16 protein-coding genes are annotated in these 16,217 nt (G+C 70.6%); 3 read left to right on the top strand and 13 right to left on the bottom strand.

Annotated elements, in window-relative coordinates; genetic code table 11:
• Positions 1–41 precede the first annotated feature (41 nt).
• The 3 genes from BIV03_RS15115 to BIV03_RS15105 form a co-directional block, all read right to left on the bottom strand.
• Entirely contained in the window at positions 42–224 is a 183-nt protein-coding gene (locus BIV03_RS15115) for a hypothetical protein (protein ID WP_070416260.1), read from the bottom strand.
• 130 nt (positions 225–354) lie between these two features.
• The gene (gene rpsD, locus BIV03_RS15110; protein ID WP_058726527.1) at positions 355–984 is read right to left on the bottom strand and encodes a 30S ribosomal protein S4; all 630 of its coding nucleotides are present in this window, start codon (positions 982–984) and stop codon (positions 355–357) included.
• Between the two features lie 241 nt (positions 985–1,225).
• Positions 1,226–2,602, bottom strand: coding sequence for a replication-associated recombination protein A (locus BIV03_RS15105; RefSeq protein WP_083403482.1), 1,377 nt, complete (start codon positions 2,600–2,602; stop codon positions 1,226–1,228).
• Between the two features lie 128 nt (positions 2,603–2,730).
• On the opposite strand from BIV03_RS15105, the gene BIV03_RS15100 reads away from it, so the two are divergent.
• Positions 2,731–3,546 (top strand): peptidylprolyl isomerase, encoded by an 816-nt coding sequence (locus tag BIV03_RS15100; protein WP_071296264.1) that lies wholly within the window; start codon positions 2,731–2,733, stop codon positions 3,544–3,546.
• A gap of 113 nt (positions 3,547–3,659) precedes the next feature.
• On the top strand, positions 3,660–4,892 hold the full coding sequence (locus tag BIV03_RS15095; RefSeq protein WP_175473779.1) for a DUF349 domain-containing protein: 1,233 nt from the start codon (positions 3,660–3,662) through the stop codon (positions 4,890–4,892).
• Between the two features lie 158 nt (positions 4,893–5,050).
• On the opposite strand, the gene BIV03_RS15090 is transcribed toward BIV03_RS15095, so the two are convergent.
• From BIV03_RS15090 to BIV03_RS15070, 5 genes are all read right to left on the bottom strand, one after another.
• Complete coding sequence (locus BIV03_RS15090; protein ID WP_070416262.1) at positions 5,051–6,013, bottom strand: bifunctional riboflavin kinase/FAD synthetase; 963 nt, start codon at positions 6,011–6,013, stop codon at positions 5,051–5,053.
• Between the two features lie 8 nt (positions 6,014–6,021).
• The gene (locus BIV03_RS15085) at positions 6,022–6,465 is read right to left on the bottom strand and encodes a hypothetical protein (RefSeq protein WP_070416263.1); all 444 of its coding nucleotides are present in this window, start codon (positions 6,463–6,465) and stop codon (positions 6,022–6,024) included.
• 80 nt (positions 6,466–6,545) lie between these two features.
• On the bottom strand, positions 6,546–6,911 hold the full coding sequence (locus tag BIV03_RS15080) for a hypothetical protein (protein WP_071296263.1): 366 nt from the start codon (positions 6,909–6,911) through the stop codon (positions 6,546–6,548).
• Positions 6,908–7,849, bottom strand: a complete 942-nt coding sequence (gene truB, locus BIV03_RS15075; protein WP_071296262.1) for a tRNA pseudouridine(55) synthase TruB — start codon at positions 7,847–7,849, stop codon at positions 6,908–6,910. The genes BIV03_RS15080 and truB overlap by 4 nt, the downstream gene beginning before the upstream one ends.
• 28 nt (positions 7,850–7,877) lie before the next feature.
• Positions 7,878–8,324: a hypothetical protein gene (locus BIV03_RS15070; RefSeq protein ID WP_092386977.1), complete on the bottom strand. Its 447-nt coding sequence runs from the start codon at positions 8,322–8,324 to the stop codon at positions 7,878–7,880.
• Positions 8,325–8,376: 52 nt separating this feature from the next.
• Here BIV03_RS15070 and BIV03_RS15065 point away from each other — a divergent pair, with 52 nt between their 5' ends.
• Positions 8,377–9,288, top strand: coding sequence for an A/G-specific adenine glycosylase (locus tag BIV03_RS15065; RefSeq protein WP_071296260.1), 912 nt, complete (start codon positions 8,377–8,379; stop codon positions 9,286–9,288).
• Between the two features lie 9 nt (positions 9,289–9,297).
• Here BIV03_RS15065 and rbfA read toward each other — a convergent pair whose 3' ends face one another.
• The 5 genes from rbfA to BIV03_RS15045 form a co-directional block, all read right to left on the bottom strand.
• The gene (gene rbfA / locus BIV03_RS15060; RefSeq protein WP_071296259.1) at positions 9,298–9,765 is read right to left on the bottom strand and encodes a 30S ribosome-binding factor RbfA; all 468 of its coding nucleotides are present in this window, start codon (positions 9,763–9,765) and stop codon (positions 9,298–9,300) included.
• Between the two features lie 89 nt (positions 9,766–9,854).
• Positions 9,855–12,707: a translation initiation factor IF-2 gene (gene infB / locus BIV03_RS15055; RefSeq protein WP_071296258.1), complete on the bottom strand. Its 2,853-nt coding sequence runs from the start codon at positions 12,705–12,707 to the stop codon at positions 9,855–9,857.
• Between the two features lie 74 nt (positions 12,708–12,781).
• Positions 12,782–13,099, bottom strand: a complete 318-nt coding sequence (locus BIV03_RS18875) for a YlxR family protein (RefSeq protein ID WP_083403468.1) — start codon at positions 13,097–13,099, stop codon at positions 12,782–12,784.
• Between the two features lie 66 nt (positions 13,100–13,165).
• Positions 13,166–14,161 carry a transcription termination factor NusA gene (gene nusA, locus BIV03_RS15050; RefSeq protein WP_070416270.1) on the bottom strand — a complete coding sequence of 332 codons (996 nt, stop codon included), beginning with the start codon at positions 14,159–14,161 and terminating at the stop codon, positions 13,166–13,168.
• Between the two features lie 173 nt (positions 14,162–14,334).
• A complete protein-coding gene (locus tag BIV03_RS15045; RefSeq protein ID WP_071296257.1) occupies positions 14,335–16,086 on the bottom strand; it encodes a proline--tRNA ligase in 1,752 nt (583 codons plus the stop codon).
• Between the last annotated feature and the right edge of the window lie 131 nt (positions 16,087–16,217).

Here is a 16,217-nt window from a genome sequence, read left to right as displayed (position 1 = left end):
GCTTCCTGGTTTCAGGTCGTGTGCGTGGGAGGGGTCGTCGGTCAGACGTCAGTGCGGAGCTCGGCCTCGCGAGAGCGGTAGCCCTCGGCGACGGCACCACGGAAGGCTTCCGCGCGAGCGTTCACGTCGGCGAAGAACCGCGCGCCACCGGGGGTGTTCGCGACCTTGTGCGCGACGGCGAACCCGATGACGACGCCGACGGCGACGAAGAACAGCTGCTTCACGGTGCCTCTCCCTCTTGTGCACGCGAGCGGTGCGTGCCCAGACGATCTTACCGACGACACCGGCCACCGACGCCGAACGGCGGGCCGCCCTCGTGAGAGGACGACCCGCCGTTCGGGTGTGATCAGTGGATCAGCGAGCTGCGTAGTACTCGACGACGAGCTGCACTTCACAGGTCACGGGGACCTCGGCGCGCTTCGGGCGACGGACCAGGCGGGCCTGGAGCTTGTCGATCTCGACCTCGAGGTAGCCCGGGACCTTCGGCAGGACTTCCTGGTGCCCACCGGCGGCGGCGACCTGGAAGGGCTCGAGGGACTCGGAGCGCTGCTTCACGTGGATGAGCTGCCCCTCCTTCACGCGGAAGGACGGACGGTCGACGAGCTTGCCGTCGACCAGGATGTGACGGTGCACGATCAGCTGACGGGCCTGCGCGGTGGTGCGGGCGAAGCCGGCACGGAGCACGAGGGCGTCGAGGCGCTGCTCGAGGAGCTCGACCAGGTTCTCACCGGTCAGGCCCTTCGTCTTGCGGGCCTCTTCGAAGACGATGCGGAGCTGCTTCTCGCGGATGCCGTACTGGGCGCGCAGACGCTGCTTCTCACGGAGGCGGACGGCGTAGTCGCTGTCCGCACGACGGCGGGTGCGGCCGTGCTCACCGGGGCCGTAGGGGCGCTTCTCGAGGTAACGGGCCGCCTTCGGCGTCAGCGGGATGCCGAGCGCGCGCGAGAGGCGGGTCTTGCTGCGGGTACGTGACTTGGTAGACACAGGGTCCTTTTCTCTGTCTGAACTGAATGACTCGAGGGGATCCGTCCGACCGTGGGCAACGAGACACACGGAAGGGATCGGTCCCGACGACGGGATCCAGAGGGATGAGCCTGTGGGATCGGACGGCTACAGTCCGAACCTCTGCCCCCGTACCACCGGAGTGGCACTCTGTCCTCGACGCAGCCGTGCTCGAGGACCAGGACGTAGGCCCGGCAATGCTAGCAGGAACTCGGGGCGGCCACTACTCGCCGCGGGTGATCTTCCGGAGGCGCTCGAGTCGCGGCCCGACCTCGCGCTCGAAGCCGTTCGCCGTCGGGGTGTAGTACTCGGTGCCCTCGAGCGCGTCGGGCAGGTACTGCTGCTCGGCGACACCGTGCTCGGCGTCGTGCGAGTAGACGTAGCCCTTGCCGTGGCCGAGCCGCTTCGCGCCAGGGTAGTGGGCGTCGCGGAGGTGCATCGGCACGACCCCGAGCCGCCCGGCCTTGACGTCGGCGATCGCGGCGTTCACCCCGTTGTAGGCGGCGTTCGACTTCGGCGCGGTCGCCAGGTAGACGACCGCCTCGGCCAGGGGGATCCGGCCCTCGGGCATGCCGATGAGCTGGACGGCCTGTGCGGCTGCGACGGCGATGGGCAGGGCCTGGGGATCGGCCATGCCGATGTCCTCGGACGCCGAGATGATGATGCGACGGGCGATGAACCGCGGGTCCTCCCCCGCCTCGATCATGCGCGCCAGGTAGTGGAGTGCGGCGTCGACGTCGCTCCCCCGGACCGACTTGATGAACGCGCTGATGACGTCGTAGTGCTCGTCGCCCTGGCGGTCGTAGCGGAGCAGTGCCCGGTCCACCGCTGCGGCGACGGTGTCGGCGTCGACGACCGGGACCGTGTCGATGCCGTCGAGCGCCCCGTCCACGTCGTCGTCGGCCTGCGCTGCGACGGCCGAGGACGCTGCGGCCTCGAGCGCGGTGAGTGCCCGACGGGCGTCGCCGGAGGACAGCCGCACGATGGCGCTGCGGGCCTCGTCGCCGAGGACGACCGATCCGCCGAGGCCCCGCGGGTCCTCGACCGCGCGGTCGACGAGCATGCCGAGGTCCTCGTCGGTGAGGGGCTTGAGCGTGAGCAGCAGGGAGCGGGACAGCAGCGGCGAGATGACCGAGAACGACGGGTTCTCGGTCGTCGCCGCGATGAGGATGACCCAACCGTTCTCGACGCCGGGCAGCAGGGCGTCCTGCTGGGCCTTGCTGAAGCGGTGGATCTCGTCGAGGAAGAGGACCGTGGTCGATCCGTAGAGGTCGCGGTGCGTGAGCGCCTTCTCCATGACCTCGCGCACGTCCTTCACGCCGGCGGTCACGGCCGACAGCTCGACGAACTCGCGACCGGACTGCCGCGCGATCGCCTGCGCCAGGGTCGTCTTGCCGGTGCCGGGCGGTCCCCACAGGATCACCGAGACGCCGCCGGGGTTCTCGCGCGTGCCCGTCGCGAGCTGCACGAGGGGGCTGCCGCGGCCGAGCAGGTGCTGCTGGCCGGCGACCTCGTCGAGGCTGGTCGGCCGCATCCGCACCGCGAGTGGGACGGACCCCTGAGCCAGCCCGGCGCGACCGCCGGTGGTGGGCGCACGCATGCCCGAACGGTCCGCTGCCATGGGACCAATCGTAGGCCGACCCACCGACAGGGGCGTGCCTCCAGGCCTCCGACAGGGCCGTTTACAGTACGCTCGTCGCACACTCGACGAGAGGTACGACCAGCACCGTGGCACCGAAGAACCAGGCGCGTGACAACCGGGAGGCGCGCGAGCGCCTCCGCCTCTACACGGCACGGCAGGGCCTGCACGAACGGCAGCGGCGCCGCCGGGTGCGGGACAACGTCGTCGGCGCCGGTGTCCTCGTCCTCGTCGCGGCGTTGGCGACCGGTTCGCAGCTCGCCTTCGCCGGGTCGCATGGTGGCGGGGCGGACGCGAGCGCGAGTGCCTCCGCGACCGCGACGCCGACCCCGTCCGCGAGTGCCACCGCCGCGAACACGGGCGACGTCCCGAGCAAGTCCATCGCCAAGGACTCCACCTGGACCGGATCACTCACCCTGAACAAGGACGTGAAGCTCGGCATCGAGCTGGACGGCGAGAAGGCACCACAGGCCGCGAGCGTCGAGATCAAGCTCATCCAGGAGCAGTTCTACAACGGCACCACCTGCCACCGACTCGCCGACAGCACCGGGTTCGAGTTCCTGCAGTGCGGCTCCGCGAACGGCGACGGCACCGGTGACGCCGGCTTCCAGTACGGCCCGCTCGAGAACGTCCCGAGCGACGGCAAGTACACCAAGGGCACCATCGCGATCGCCCGCAGCTCGTCGGCGTACTCGCAGACCACGCAGTTCTTCATCGTCTACGGCGACACCACGCTGGACGGCTCCACCGGCGGCTACACCGTCGTCGGGAAGGTCACCAGCGGCCTCGACGAACTCGAGTCGAAGATCACGTCGAAGGGCATCTCCTCCGCCGGCAGCGACGGCACCGGCGAGCCGAAGGTGGCGACCAAGATCACCGGCGCGACGATCGAGCAGGAGAAGTAGTCCACAGGCGCGCCGACCCGGCGGGTCGCAGATGCTCTCCGTGCAATAGGCTGACGACCTGACCGTGCCGACGGCGACGTCGGTGATGCACGACCACGATCGAGGCGAGACCTGTGGGACCTGACGAAGCAACGACCTGGGGGCGGGTCGACGAGAACGGGACGGTGTACGTCCGGTACGAGGACACCGAGAAAGCCGTCGGTGAGTACCCGGACGCGACACCCGACGAAGCCCTCGCCTACTTCGCGCGGAAGTACGCCGACCTCGAGGGGCAGGTGAAGATCGCCGAGCAGCGCGTCCAGCGTGGCGCCTCGGCGAACGACGTCGCCCGCACGGTGGAGCACCTGCAGGCCCTCGTGGCCGAGGCACGGGTCGTCGGCGACCTCAAGTCGCTCGAGACCCGCGTCGCCGCCCTGACCGAGCAGCTCGGCTCCCTGACGAAGGAGCAGGCGGAGCAGGCACAGCAGGCCCTCGCGGACGCCCTGGCGCACCGCACCGCCCTGGTGGAAGAAGCCGAGGCCCTCGCCGCGGTCGACCCGGCACGGGCGCAGTGGAAGCAGATCACCGCGCAGCTCGACGACGTCTTCGCGCGGTGGCAGCAGCACCAGCACGACGGCCCGCGCATCCCCAAGAACGAGGCGAACGAGCTCTGGAAGCGCTTCCGCGCGGCCCGATCCACCGTCGACCAGCACCGTCGCGCGTTCTACTCCGAGCTCGACGCGCAGCACCGCGACGCCCGCAACCGCAAGCAGGAGCTCGTCCAGCAGGCCGAGGCGCTCGCTCCCCGCGGGTCCGACGCGATCCCGGCGTACCGCGAACTGCTCGACGACTGGAAGGGCGCCGGGCGAGCCGGCAAGCGGCACGACGACGCACTCTGGGCGCGCTTCAAGGCCGCGGGTGACGTGCTGTTCGAGCAGCGCCACGCCGAAGCCGCCGCCGAGAACGTCGAGTACTCGGCCAACCTCGAAGCGAAGCAGGCGCTCCTGACCGAGGCCGAGCCGCTCCTGAAGGTCACCGACCGGGCAGCCGCACGCAAGACCCTCACGGGCATCCAGCGCCGGTGGGACGAGATCGGCAAGGTCCCCCGCGGTGACGTCCGGCGCATCGAGGACCGTCTCCGCGCGGTCGAGGACCACGTGCGCAGCCTCGAGGACGAGCACTGGAAGGCGTCCGACCCGGAGCGCAAGGCCCGTCAGACCGGTCTCGCGAGCCAGCTCGAGGACGCGATCGGCAAGCTCGAAGCGGAGCTCGCCGATGCCCAGGCCTCGGGCGACGCCCGCAAGATCAAGGACGCGCAGGAAGCGCTCGACGCCCGCAAGATCTGGCTCGACGCCCTCGGCGGCTGATCGGCCCGTACGACGAAGCCCCCGCGACCGTTCGGTCGCGGGGGCTTCGTCGTCGGTCGCAGGGCTTGGGGGACGTCCGCAGTGTGCGAGGTCCCGCGCACCGTGGGACGCGGATGCCCTCGCACCGAGGCCGGAACCTCGCACACTGCGACAACTGGTCAGACGACGGCGGGGAGCCCCAGCAGCGTCCGGATGTCGCGGTCGTCCTGCCGCATCTGCTCGGCGAGCTCGTCCATCGAGTCGAACTTCACCATGCCCCGCACGTACGAGACGAACAGCACCGAGATCGTGTCGCCGTAGAGGTCGATGTCCACGTCGAGCAGGTGCGCCTCGATCTGCTTCGCCGGCACGCCCTCGAACGTCGGGTTGTTGCCGACCGAGACGGCAGCCGGGTACACCGTGCCGTCGTGCAGGACCCGTGCGGCGTAGACGCCGTCCGCGGGGACGAAGCCCTCGGAGGCCGGGTCGAGGTTCGCCGTCGGGTAACCCATGGCCCGACCGCGCTCGTTCCCGTGCACGACGACGCTCCGCACCGCGTGTTCACGGCCGAGCAGGCGCGCGGCTTCGGCGACGCGGCCGTCCCCGAGGAGCTCGCGGATCCACGTCGAGGACACCCGTCGCTCACCGTCCGGCCGGACGTCGTCGACCAGGTCGACGTCGTCGATGAGCTCGACGGTGAAACCGTGCTGCTCCCCCAGCTCGCGCAGGAGGGCGACGTCGCCGGCGCCCTTCGCCCCGAACCGGAAGTCGCTGCCGACGAACACGAGCTGGGCGTGCAGGGTGTCGACGAGGATCTCGGACACGAAGGCCTCTGGTGCCTTCGACTGGAGCTCGTGGTCGAACCGGAGCAGCAGGGTGGCGTCGACCCCGACGTCGTCGAGCAGCTCGCGCCGCTGGGCGATGCTCGTCAGGGCGGGCGGCACCTTGTCGGGGTCGATCACGTCGAGCGGGTGGCGGTCGAACGTCACGACCGTGGACACGAGGCCGTGCTCGCGCGCCGCACGCTCGAGGTGCGCGATGACCGCACGGTGTCCGACGTGGACCCCGTCGAACTTCCCGATGGTGACCGCACTCGGCCCGAAGCCCTGCGCCACGTCGGCGGTGTCGTCGTAGTACTGCACGTCGGTCCCTACTCGCCGGCCGGTACGGCGGACGGGGTCGTCTCGGTCGCGGTGGCGGTGCGGTGGTGCTTGCGGAGCCACCAGAGTCCGGCCACCGGCAGCACCAGCGGCGCGAAGGCGTAGCCCATGCCGTAGTACGACCAGATGGTGTCGTCGGGGAACAGCTGCCGGTCGAAGAGCGACAGCGTGCCGATCACGAGCACGCCGGTCATCTCGAAGACGATCGTGACGCAGGCCACGCGGTACCAGAACCGACCCGGCACGATGAGGGCGATCATCGCGACGATGTACACGACCGCGGCGACGGCGCTGAGGGTGTACGCGAACGGTGCGAACGAGAACTTCTCGATGATCTGCACGACGCTGCGTCCCGTCGCTGCGAGCGCGAGGATGCCGTAGACGGCGATGAGGACGCGGCCGATGCCGGTCGCGAGAGAGGATCTGGTCGCCATTGCACCGATTCTACCGACGGCGGGCGGCCACGATGACGCACCACGACGAACGCGCAGTCGCCGGGGGGCACGCGAGCGGGTCAGTTCAGGGCGAACCAGATCTGGTACATCCGGTAGACCATCACCGCGACCGTGAACGCACCGGCCCCGAGGACCACCGTGCTCCACTTCGTCCGGTCGATGAGCGCCCAGACGATGGTGGCCGGCGGGACGAGCAGCACCGAGACCGCGTACACGCCGAACTCGAGCGCGTTGCCGACCGGCGGGCTGCCCGTGGCCGGCAGGACGAGGGAGATCACACCCTGGGCGAGGAGCAGCAGCTCGATGAGCGCGAGCGACCCGACCGTGTAGTCGTTCGGCTTCCAGCCGATGAAGCCCACGATGACCGCGAAGAGCCCGGCGAGCACGGCGATGACGAGCTGCACCCACATGAACCACTCGATCACGCGCCCACCCCCGATGCCGTCGGGAAGTTGGTGATCACGCGCAGCAGTCCGCGTCGCACCGAGACGAGCCCGACGAGCCGGTCCCCCTCGGTGGCGACGGCCGCGACCGGACCGTCGGTGTCCGGGTGGTCCGCCGCGACGCGCTTGCCGTCGGCGAGGTCCTTCGCCGCGGCCGGGTCGAGCGGCACGGACGGGAACAGGGTGCGGGCGACGTCGACCGGTCGGGCGAGTGCGGCCCGGACGTCGACCGATTCGTCCTCGAGGTCGATCGCGTCGTCGACGCTGAAGGGGCCGACCTCGGTGCGGCGGAGCGCGGTGAGGTGGGCGCCGGTGCCGAGTGCGGCGCCGACATCACGGGCCAGCGCGCGCACGTAGGTGCCGGACGAGCACGACACGACGACGTCGAGGTCGATCACGGCCACGTCCTCGCCGTCGACGGAGACGACGCGGTCGCCCCGGCCGGTGACGTCGAACCGCGACACCGTCACGGTCCGGGACTGCAGGACGACCGCTTCACCCTTGCGCGCGAGGTCGTAGGCGCGGCGGCCGTCGACCTTGATGGCGCTGACGGTCGACGGCACCTGCGAGATCTGTCCGCGCTGCGCGGCGACGGCCCGCTCGACGGCGGCCTCGGACACGTCCGCCGAGGACGTGCCCACGGCCGCGGTGGGGGTCCCGTCGGCGTCGTCCGAGTCGGTCGAGACCCCGAGACGGATCGTGGCGGTGTAGGTCTTGCCGAGCCCGACGAGGTGCGTCAGGAGCCGGGTCGACGGGCCGATCCCGAGCAGGAGCAGGCCGGTCGCCATCGGGTCGAGCGTGCCGGCGTGGCCGACCTTCTTCAGGCCCAGCCGACGTCGGGCGATGGAAACGACCCGGTGGCTGGAGATCCCCTGCGGCTTGTCGACGAGGAGGATGCCGTCGGGCGCGGTTTCGAGCACCAGAGGAGATTACCAGCGCTCCGGCGACTCAGCAGGCGTCGTTCCACTCGCGACGCGGGTGCTCGGGGTCGGTGACGTCCAGCACCGCGGACGCGGCGATCTTGACGTCCGCGCGGCGTTCGAGGCGCCCGGACTCCTGCTCCACCCACAGCGACCAGCGCCAGAGCCGGTGGGCACCGTGTGCCAGCACCCCGTGTCCGTGCACCACGAGGATGCCGGGGCCCTCGCCGGTGGACCGGAACGGCGCGACGAGGTCGGCCCGCAGCGCGTCGACGTCGCTCGACGGTGCGGCAGCGGCCATCGCGGACACCCCGTGCTGCTGGAAGCCGTCGACGAGCCCGGAGGCCACACGTTCGAGGTCGACGCCGTCCTGTCCGTCGATGCCGACGACCGTCCGGTTCGTGCCGACCTGCGCGATCACCTCGGCCGCGATCGCGGCCATGGTGTCGGTCTCCTGGGGTGCCCAACGTGCCATGCACCCACCGTAGGCTGTCGTGGTGAACGCGAGTCGTGCCTCCAGTCCGAATGTGGACAACCCGACCCGTCCACAGGACGCGACCCGACGAACGGACATCGCGACGCCGCTCATCGCGTGGTTCCGCGCAGAGGCGCGCGACCTGCCGTGGCGGCGTCCCGGGTTCCCCGCGTGGGGCACGCTGGTCAGCGAGATCATGCTGCAGCAGACCCAGGTCGCGCGTGTCGTGCCCCGCCTGGAGGCATGGCTCACCCGCTGGCCGACGCCTGCGGACCTCGCGGCCTCACCCCCGGCGGACGCGGTGCGTGCCTGGGACCGGCTCGGCTACCCGAGACGAGCGCTCGCGCTGCACGCGGCCGCGACCGCGATCGCCGAGCAGCACGACAACGTGGTGCCCCGGGACGTGGACGCGCTGCTCGCGCTGCCCGGGATCGGGGACTACACGGCCCGAGCTGTCGCCGTGTTCGCGTACGGCGACCGGCACCCCGTCGTGGACGTGAACGTCCGGCGCGTCCTCGCCCGCGCCCTGCTCGGCCAGGGCGAACCGGGCCCGGCGAAGGCGAAGCAGGACCTCCCGCTGATGGAGTCGGTGCTGCCGGACGACCGTGACGACGCCGCAGCGACGAACGCCGCGGTGATGGAGCTCGGTGCGCTCGTCTGCGTCGCCCGCTCCCCCGCGTGCGACGCGTGCCCGATCGCCGACCGCTGCGCGTGGCGGGCCGCCGGCTACCCGGAGCACGACGGCCCACGCGCGCCGAAGCAGGCGAAGTTCGCCGGCAGCGACCGGCAGGTGCGCGGGCTCATCATGGCGGAGCTCCGCGCGAGCGACGTCCCCGTCACGCGCGACGAGATCGAACCGGTGTGGCCCGACGCCGAGCAGCGGGACCGGGCGCTCGCGTCGCTCCTGCGCGACGGACTGGCCGTCGGGGACGACGCGAGCGGCTACCGGCTGCCCGAGGGCTGATCGGACGGGTCAGGCGCGCGCCGCGTCGGCGTCGTCCTCGTCCTCGTCCTCGTCCTCGTCCTCGTCGTGCTTGTACGGGTCGGCGTCGCCGGCGTAGGTCGCGCCGGCCGCGGCTGCACGGACCTGCTCGTCGCGCACCTGGGCCTGCACGAGCAGGTCCTCCATGTGCGCCGAGGTCTCCGGCAGGGCGTCGGCGATGAACTCGAGCGACGGGGTCAGACGAGCGGTGATGTTCTTGCCGACCTCGGACCGGAGCATCCCGGTCGCGGCCTTGAGCGCCGCGGCGGAGTCGGCACGCTCCTCGTCGGTGCCGTACACGGTGTAGAAGATCGACGCGTGCTGCAGGTCACCGGTCACACGGACGTCGGTGATCGTCACGAACCCGAGTCGCGGGTCGCGAAGGCCCTTGTCGAGTCGGCGTGCGACGACTTCCTTGATGCGGTCCGCCATCTTGCGTGCGCGCTGCGGATCGGCCATGGGTGCCTCCTGTGGAGATGTCTTGCTCTGGAACGGGGCTGGGCCCCGACCTCCCGTGAAGGAAGCCGGGGCCCAGGGTAGTCACGCGATCAGTCGCGCGGCTTCTCGACGAGCTCGGTGGTCTCGATCTCGTCGCCGATCTGGATGTCGTTGAACTTGCCCAGACCGATACCGGCTTCGAAGTCCGTGCGGACCTCGGTCACGTCGTCCTTGAACCGACGCAGCGACTCGATGGCCAGACCATCGGCGAGCACCACGCCTTCTCGGATGACGCGCGCCTTGGCGTTGCGCGTGATCGTGCCGGAGCGGACGATGACACCCGCGATGTTGCCGAACTTCGAGGAACGGAACACCTCGCGGATCTCGGCGACACCCGACTGGACCTCTTCGTACTCGGGCTTGAGCATGCCCTTGAGGGACTGCTCGATGTCCTCGAGTGCGTTGTAGATGACCGAGTAGAAGCGCACGTCGATGCCTTCGCGCGCTGCACGCTCGCGGGCCTTGACGTCCGGGCGGACGTTGAAGCCGACGACGATCGCGTTGTCGATCGTGGCCAGGTCGATGTCCGACTCCGTGATCGCACCGACGCCGCGGTGCAGGATCCGGAGCTGGACGCTGTCGTCGACCTCGATGTCCAGGAGCGACTGCTCGAGTGCCTCGACGGCACCGGAGACGTCACCCTTGATGATGAGGTTGAGCGAGTCGACCTTGCCCTCTTCGAGTGCACGGGTGAAGTCCTCGAGCGAGATGCGCTTGCGGGCCTTGGCCAGCTGGGCGTTGCGCTCGGCGGCTTCACGCTTCTCGGCGATCTGACGTGCCGTGCGGTCCTCTTCGGTGACGAGGAAGGTGTCACCGGCGCGGGGCACCGAGGACAGACCCTGCACCTGGACCGGACGGCTCGGCGTCGCGGCCTTGACCGCCACGCCGTTCTCGTCCGTCATCGCACGGACGCGGCCGTAGGCCGTCCCCGCAACGATGGCGTCGCCGACGTGCAGTGTGCCGGACTGGATGAGCACGGTCGCAACCGAACCACGGCCCTTGTCGAGGCGTGCTTCGATCGCCACACCGCGGGCGTCCTTGTCGGGGTTCGCCCGCAGGTCGAGACCGGCGTCGGCCGTGAGCAGCACGGCGTCCAGGAGGTCCTGGATGCCGATGTTCTGACGAGCCGACACGTCGACGAACATGACGTCGCCGCCGTACTCCTCGGCCACCAGGTTGTACTCGGTGAGCTGCTGGCGGACCTTGGCCGGGTTCGCGCCTTCCTTGTCGATCTTGTTCACCGCGACCACGATCGGCACACCGGCCGACTGCGCGTGGTTCAGTGCCTCGATCGTCTGGGGCATGATGCCGTCGTCCGCCGCGACCACGAGGATCGCGATGTCCGTCACCTGGGCGCCACGGGCACGCATGGCCGTGAAGGCCTCGTGACCCGGGGTGTCGATGAAGGTGATCGGGCGCTCGATGCCCTCGTGCTCGGTGACGATCTGGTACGCACCGATGTGCTGGGTGATGCCACCGGCTTCACCCTCGACGACCTTCGAGTTGCGGATCGCGTCGAGCAGGCGGGTCTTGCCGTGGTCGACGTGACCCATGACGGTGACCACCGGGGGCCGCTGCTGCAGCACCGAGTCGTCCTCGTCGTCCAGCTCGGCTTCGAGGTCGATGTCGAAGCCCTCGAGGAGCTCCTTGTCCTCGTCTTCCGGCGAGACGATCTGGATCTTGTAGCCCAGCTCCTCGCCGAGGACCTCGAACGTGGCCTCGTCCAGCGACTCGGTCGCGGTCGCCATCTCACCGAGGTGGAACAGCACCGTCACCAGGTTGCCGGGGCTCGCGTCGATCTTGTCCGCGAAGTCCGAGATGCTCGCTCCGCGACGCAGACGGACGACCGTGTTGCCGTCACCACGAGGGACCTGCACACCGCCGAGCGACGGCGCCTGCCGCATCTCGTACTCGGCGCGCTTCGTCCGCTTCGACTTGCGGGCACGGCTCTTGCCGCCACCGCGACCGAACGCACCAGCGGTACCGCCACCGGGGCCACGACCGCGGCCACCGCCACCGGCGGGACGCGGGCCGCTGAAGGCCGGACGCGGGAAGCCGCCACCGGCACCACCGGCACCGCCCGGACGACCACCGGGGCCGCCACGACCGCCGCCACCCTGGCCCGGGCGCTGCCCGAAGCCGTTCGGACGGCCTGCCTGCCCGGGACCACCGGGACGCGGAGCGCCCGGACGGGGAGCACCCGGACGCGGCGGGGCCGGACGCGGGATGCCGTTGCCGCCACCGGCGCCGGCGGCGGGGCGCTGGCCCATGCCCTGGTTGGACGAGTACGGGTTGTTGCCCGGACGCGGCGGGCGCGAGCCCATGCCCTGGCTCGACGCGTAGGGGTTGTTGCCGGGGCGTGCGCCCGGCTTCGGGCCACCCGGCTTGGGGCCGGCTGCGGCACCGGGCTTCGGAGCGCCGCCGGGCTTGACGGCGTCGTCCTTCGGCTCGGCTGCTGCGTCGGGGCCGGCGTCGCCGGACTTCTCGGCAGCGGCCTTCTCGGCAGCGGCGGCCTTGCGAGCGGCCTCGGCCTCGGCCTGTCGCTGGGCGACGGACTTCGGGGCGGCCGGGGTCGGCACGTCGGCGGCGGGCGCCTGCACCTCGGGCTCGGGCTCGGGGGTGGGTGCCGGACGGGCCGGACCCGGGCGGGGGCCGCCGGGCTTCGGTGCGCCCGACTTCGGCGCCGCGGTCTTGGCGGGCGCGCTCGGGGTCTGTGCCGCAGCGGGCTTCGACGCCGAGGCGCCGTCAGCCTGCAGCGCAGCACGGAGCTTGCGCGCGACGGGGGGTTCGACACTGGAGCTCGGGCCCTTGACGAACTCGCCGAGTTCCTTGAGCTTCTCCATTGCGGTCTTGCTGTCGACACCGAGTTCGGATGCGATCTCGTGTACGCGTGGTTTTGCCACTGTTCTCCTTCACGGGTCCCACCCCGTGGAGGGGCAGGACTCAATGGATGACGGGTCTCATTTCGAGCCGCTCATCAGTTGTCCATAAGCCGTTCAGCCTGTTCTGTCATGTCCTGGTCGCGTGCCTGTGGTTCGGGGCGCCGGAGCGCTTCGAGGTAGTCACGCACCGCGGACGTGTCCGGTTCATGATCGAGCCGGAGCGCCCGGCGGTACGCCTTGCGCTTGACGGCCCGATCATGTGCTTCGACGGTCGGGGTGAGCCACGCTCCCCGCCCCGGCATGACTGCCTTCGGGTCCGCCACGACACGACCGTCGCTCAGGGCGACGACACGGAGGAGGGAGGACCGGGGAGCACGACGGCGACTGCCGATGCATGTTCTGACGGGAACCACCTTACTCCTCCCTCTCGACGACCGCGATCCGGCACGCCCGGACCGGACGTGCCACGAGCGAAACCGTCAGTCCTCGCCGTCCAGGATCGAGTCCGGCTGGATGTCGATCCGGGCGCCCGTGAGCTTCGCGGCGAGGCGGGCGTTCTGCCCTTCCTTGCCGATCGCGAGCGACAGCTGGTAGTCCGGCACGAGGGCGCGGACGGCCTTCGTCGAGGCGTCGAGCACGAAGGCGCTCGTCACCTTTGCCGGCGACAGGGCGCTGGCGACGAACGACGCCAGGTCGGACGAGTAGTCGACGATGTCGATCTTCTCGGCGCCGAGCTCCGTCGTCACGGCACGGACGCGGGCACCGAGCTCGCCGATGCACGCACCCTTCGCGTTCACACCGGGCTCGTTCGCCTTGACCGCGATCTTCGTGCGGTGGCCGGCCTCGCGCGCGAGGGAGGTGATCTCCACGACGCCGGACGCGATCTCCGGGACCTCGAGCGCGAACAGCTTGCGCACCAGGCCGGGGTGGGTGCGCGAGACCGTGATCTGCGGACCCTTCATGCCGCGGCCGACGCTCGTCACGTAGACGCGCAGCCGTGCACCGTGCTTGTAGTCCTCGCCGGGCACCTGCTCCTCCGGCGGCAGGATCGCCTCGACGGTGCCGAGGTCGACGTGCACCATCTTCGGGTTCGGGCCCTGCTGGACGATGCCCGCGACGATGTCGCCTTCCTTGCCGCGGAACTCGCCGAGGATCTTGTCGTCGCCGATGTCGCGCAGGCGCTGGTTGATGACCTGCTTGGCGGCGAACGCGGCGATGCGACCGAAGTCGCTGGGCTGGTCGACGGCCTCGCCGATCACGGTGCCCTCGTCGTCGCGCTCGGGCACGTAGACCGAGACCTCGCCCGACTTGCGGTCGAGCTCGACGCGGACGTCCGCGTCGACGGGCTCCTCGTTCTCGGTGCGGTGCTTCTGGTACGCCGTCAGGATGGCCTGTTCGATGATCTGGACGAGTTCGTCGAACGGGATCTCCCGCTCACGCTCCATGAGTCGCAGGACTGCGAGATCGATCTTCACCGAGGGCCTCCGTATTCAGATGAGTCGCTCCCGCGGATGGAACCGCGCGGAAGTCGGCGACCAGACTACCGCACTGCGGGTCACGGACCCGGCCGGACGACGGACGGGAGGGACGGTGCCAGCTGGCACCGTGCCTCCCGTCCGCCGTGTCGTCACGTCGAGGACGTGACCCGCTAGATCGCGCGGACCGCCTCGAGCAGCTCGGCGACCGGCACGTCGCGGCGTTCGCCGCTCGCCCGGTTCCACAGCTCGACGACGCCGTCGGCGGCGCCGCGGCCGGCGACGACGACGATCGGCATGCCGAGGAGCTCGGCGTCGCGCAGCTTCACCCCGGGCGAGACCTTCGGACGGTCGTCGTAGAGGACCTCGAACCGCTCACCCTCGAGCTCGGCGACGATCGACGTGGCCAGGTCGTAGGCGACCTCGTCCTTGCCGGTCGCGACGACGTGCACGTCGAACGGTGCGACGTTCTTCGGCCAGGCGAGGCCCTTCTCGTCGTTGTGCGCCTCGGCGAGGATCGCGAGGATGCGCGTCACGCCGATGCCGTACGAGCCCATCGTGACCGTGGCGAGCTTGCCGTTCTCGTCCTGCACCTTGAGGCCGAGCGCCTCGGCGTACTTGCGGCCGAGCTGGAAGACGTGGCCGATCTCCATGCCGCGCGCGGTCTCGAGCGGGCCGGAGCCGTCGGGGGCCGGATCACCGGCACGGACGTCGGACACCTCGGCGACGCCGTCGGCCACGAAGTCACGACCGGCGACGAGGCCGGAGACGTGCACGCCGCGCTCGTTCGCGCCCGTGATCCACGCGGTGCCGTCGACCACGCGGGGGTCGACGAAGTAGCGGATGCCCGTCGTGCTCTCGGCACCGAGGACCTGCGGGCCGATGTAGCCCTTGACCAGGCCCGTGTGCTTGCGGAAGTCGTCGTCACCGGCGGGCTCGACCTCGGCCGGGGCGAAGGCCACCTCGGCGCGCTTCAGGTCGACGTCGCGGTCACCCGGGAGCCCGACGACGACGATCTCGCGCGTGCCGTCGAGGTGCGTCAGGGCGAGCACGACGTTCTTCAGCGTGTCGGCGGCCGTCCAGGGGGCGCCGTCGCGCGGTGCGATCTCGTTCGCGTGCGCCACGAGCGTCTCGATCGTCGGGGTGTCCGACGCGGGCAGGAGCACGGGTTCGGGCTGCCCTTCGATCGGCAGGGCGTCCGGCACCGGGGTGACGTAGGCCTCGACGTTGGCCGCGTAGCCGCCGGCACTGCGGACGAAGGTGTCCTCGCCGACGCCGATCGGGTGCAGGAACTCCTCGGACTTCGACCCGCCCATCGCGCCGGCGTCCGCCTTGACGATGACGTACTCGAGACCGAGTCGGGCGAAGATCTTCTCGTAGGCGTCGCGCATGACCTGGTAGCTGCGCTCGAGGCCCTCGTCGGTGAGGTCGAACGAGTACGCGTCCTTCATGGTGAACTCGCGGCCGCGCAGGAGTCCGGCGCGGGGGCGTGCCTCGTCGCGGTACTTGTCCTGGATCTGGAACAGCGTGACGGGAAGGTCCTTGTACGAGCCGTACAGGTCCTTCACCAGGAGCGCGAACATCTCCTCGTGCGTGGGCGCGAGCAGGTAGTCGGCACCCTTGCGGTCCTGCAGGCGGAACATGCCGTCGCCGTACTCGGTCCAGCGGTTCGTCGCCTCGTACGGCTCGCGCGGCAGGAGCGCCGGGAGCAGGACCTCCTGCGCGCCGGCGGCGACCATCTCGTCGCGGATGATCGCCTCGATGCGGGCGCGGACCTTCAGACCGAGCGGCAACCACGCGAAGATCCCCGGGGACTGGCGACGGACGTAGCCGGCGCGGACGAGGAGCTTCGCGCTCGTCACCTCGGCGTCGGAGGGGTCGTCGCGGAGCGTACGGAGGAACAGATGCGAAAGCCGTGTGACCACGGGGCAAGCCTAGCGGCGCGTGGGAGTGGGTGCGGCGGGCGTCTGCGGTCGGGAGGCGCGGTGCGGGCTGGCACCGTGCCTCCCGTCCTGCGTTCGGTCCGGTGTGCGGCACTTCGTGAGCAGAAGAGGTC

Origin of the sequence: Curtobacterium sp. MCBA15_016, from assembly GCF_001865105.1 — a bacterium.
In the GTDB taxonomy this organism is placed as follows: Bacteria; Actinomycetota; Actinomycetes; order Actinomycetales; family Microbacteriaceae; genus Curtobacterium.
The sequence above is the reverse complement of the archived record's forward strand: the minus strand, read 5'-3'. Positions and strand labels throughout refer to the sequence as shown.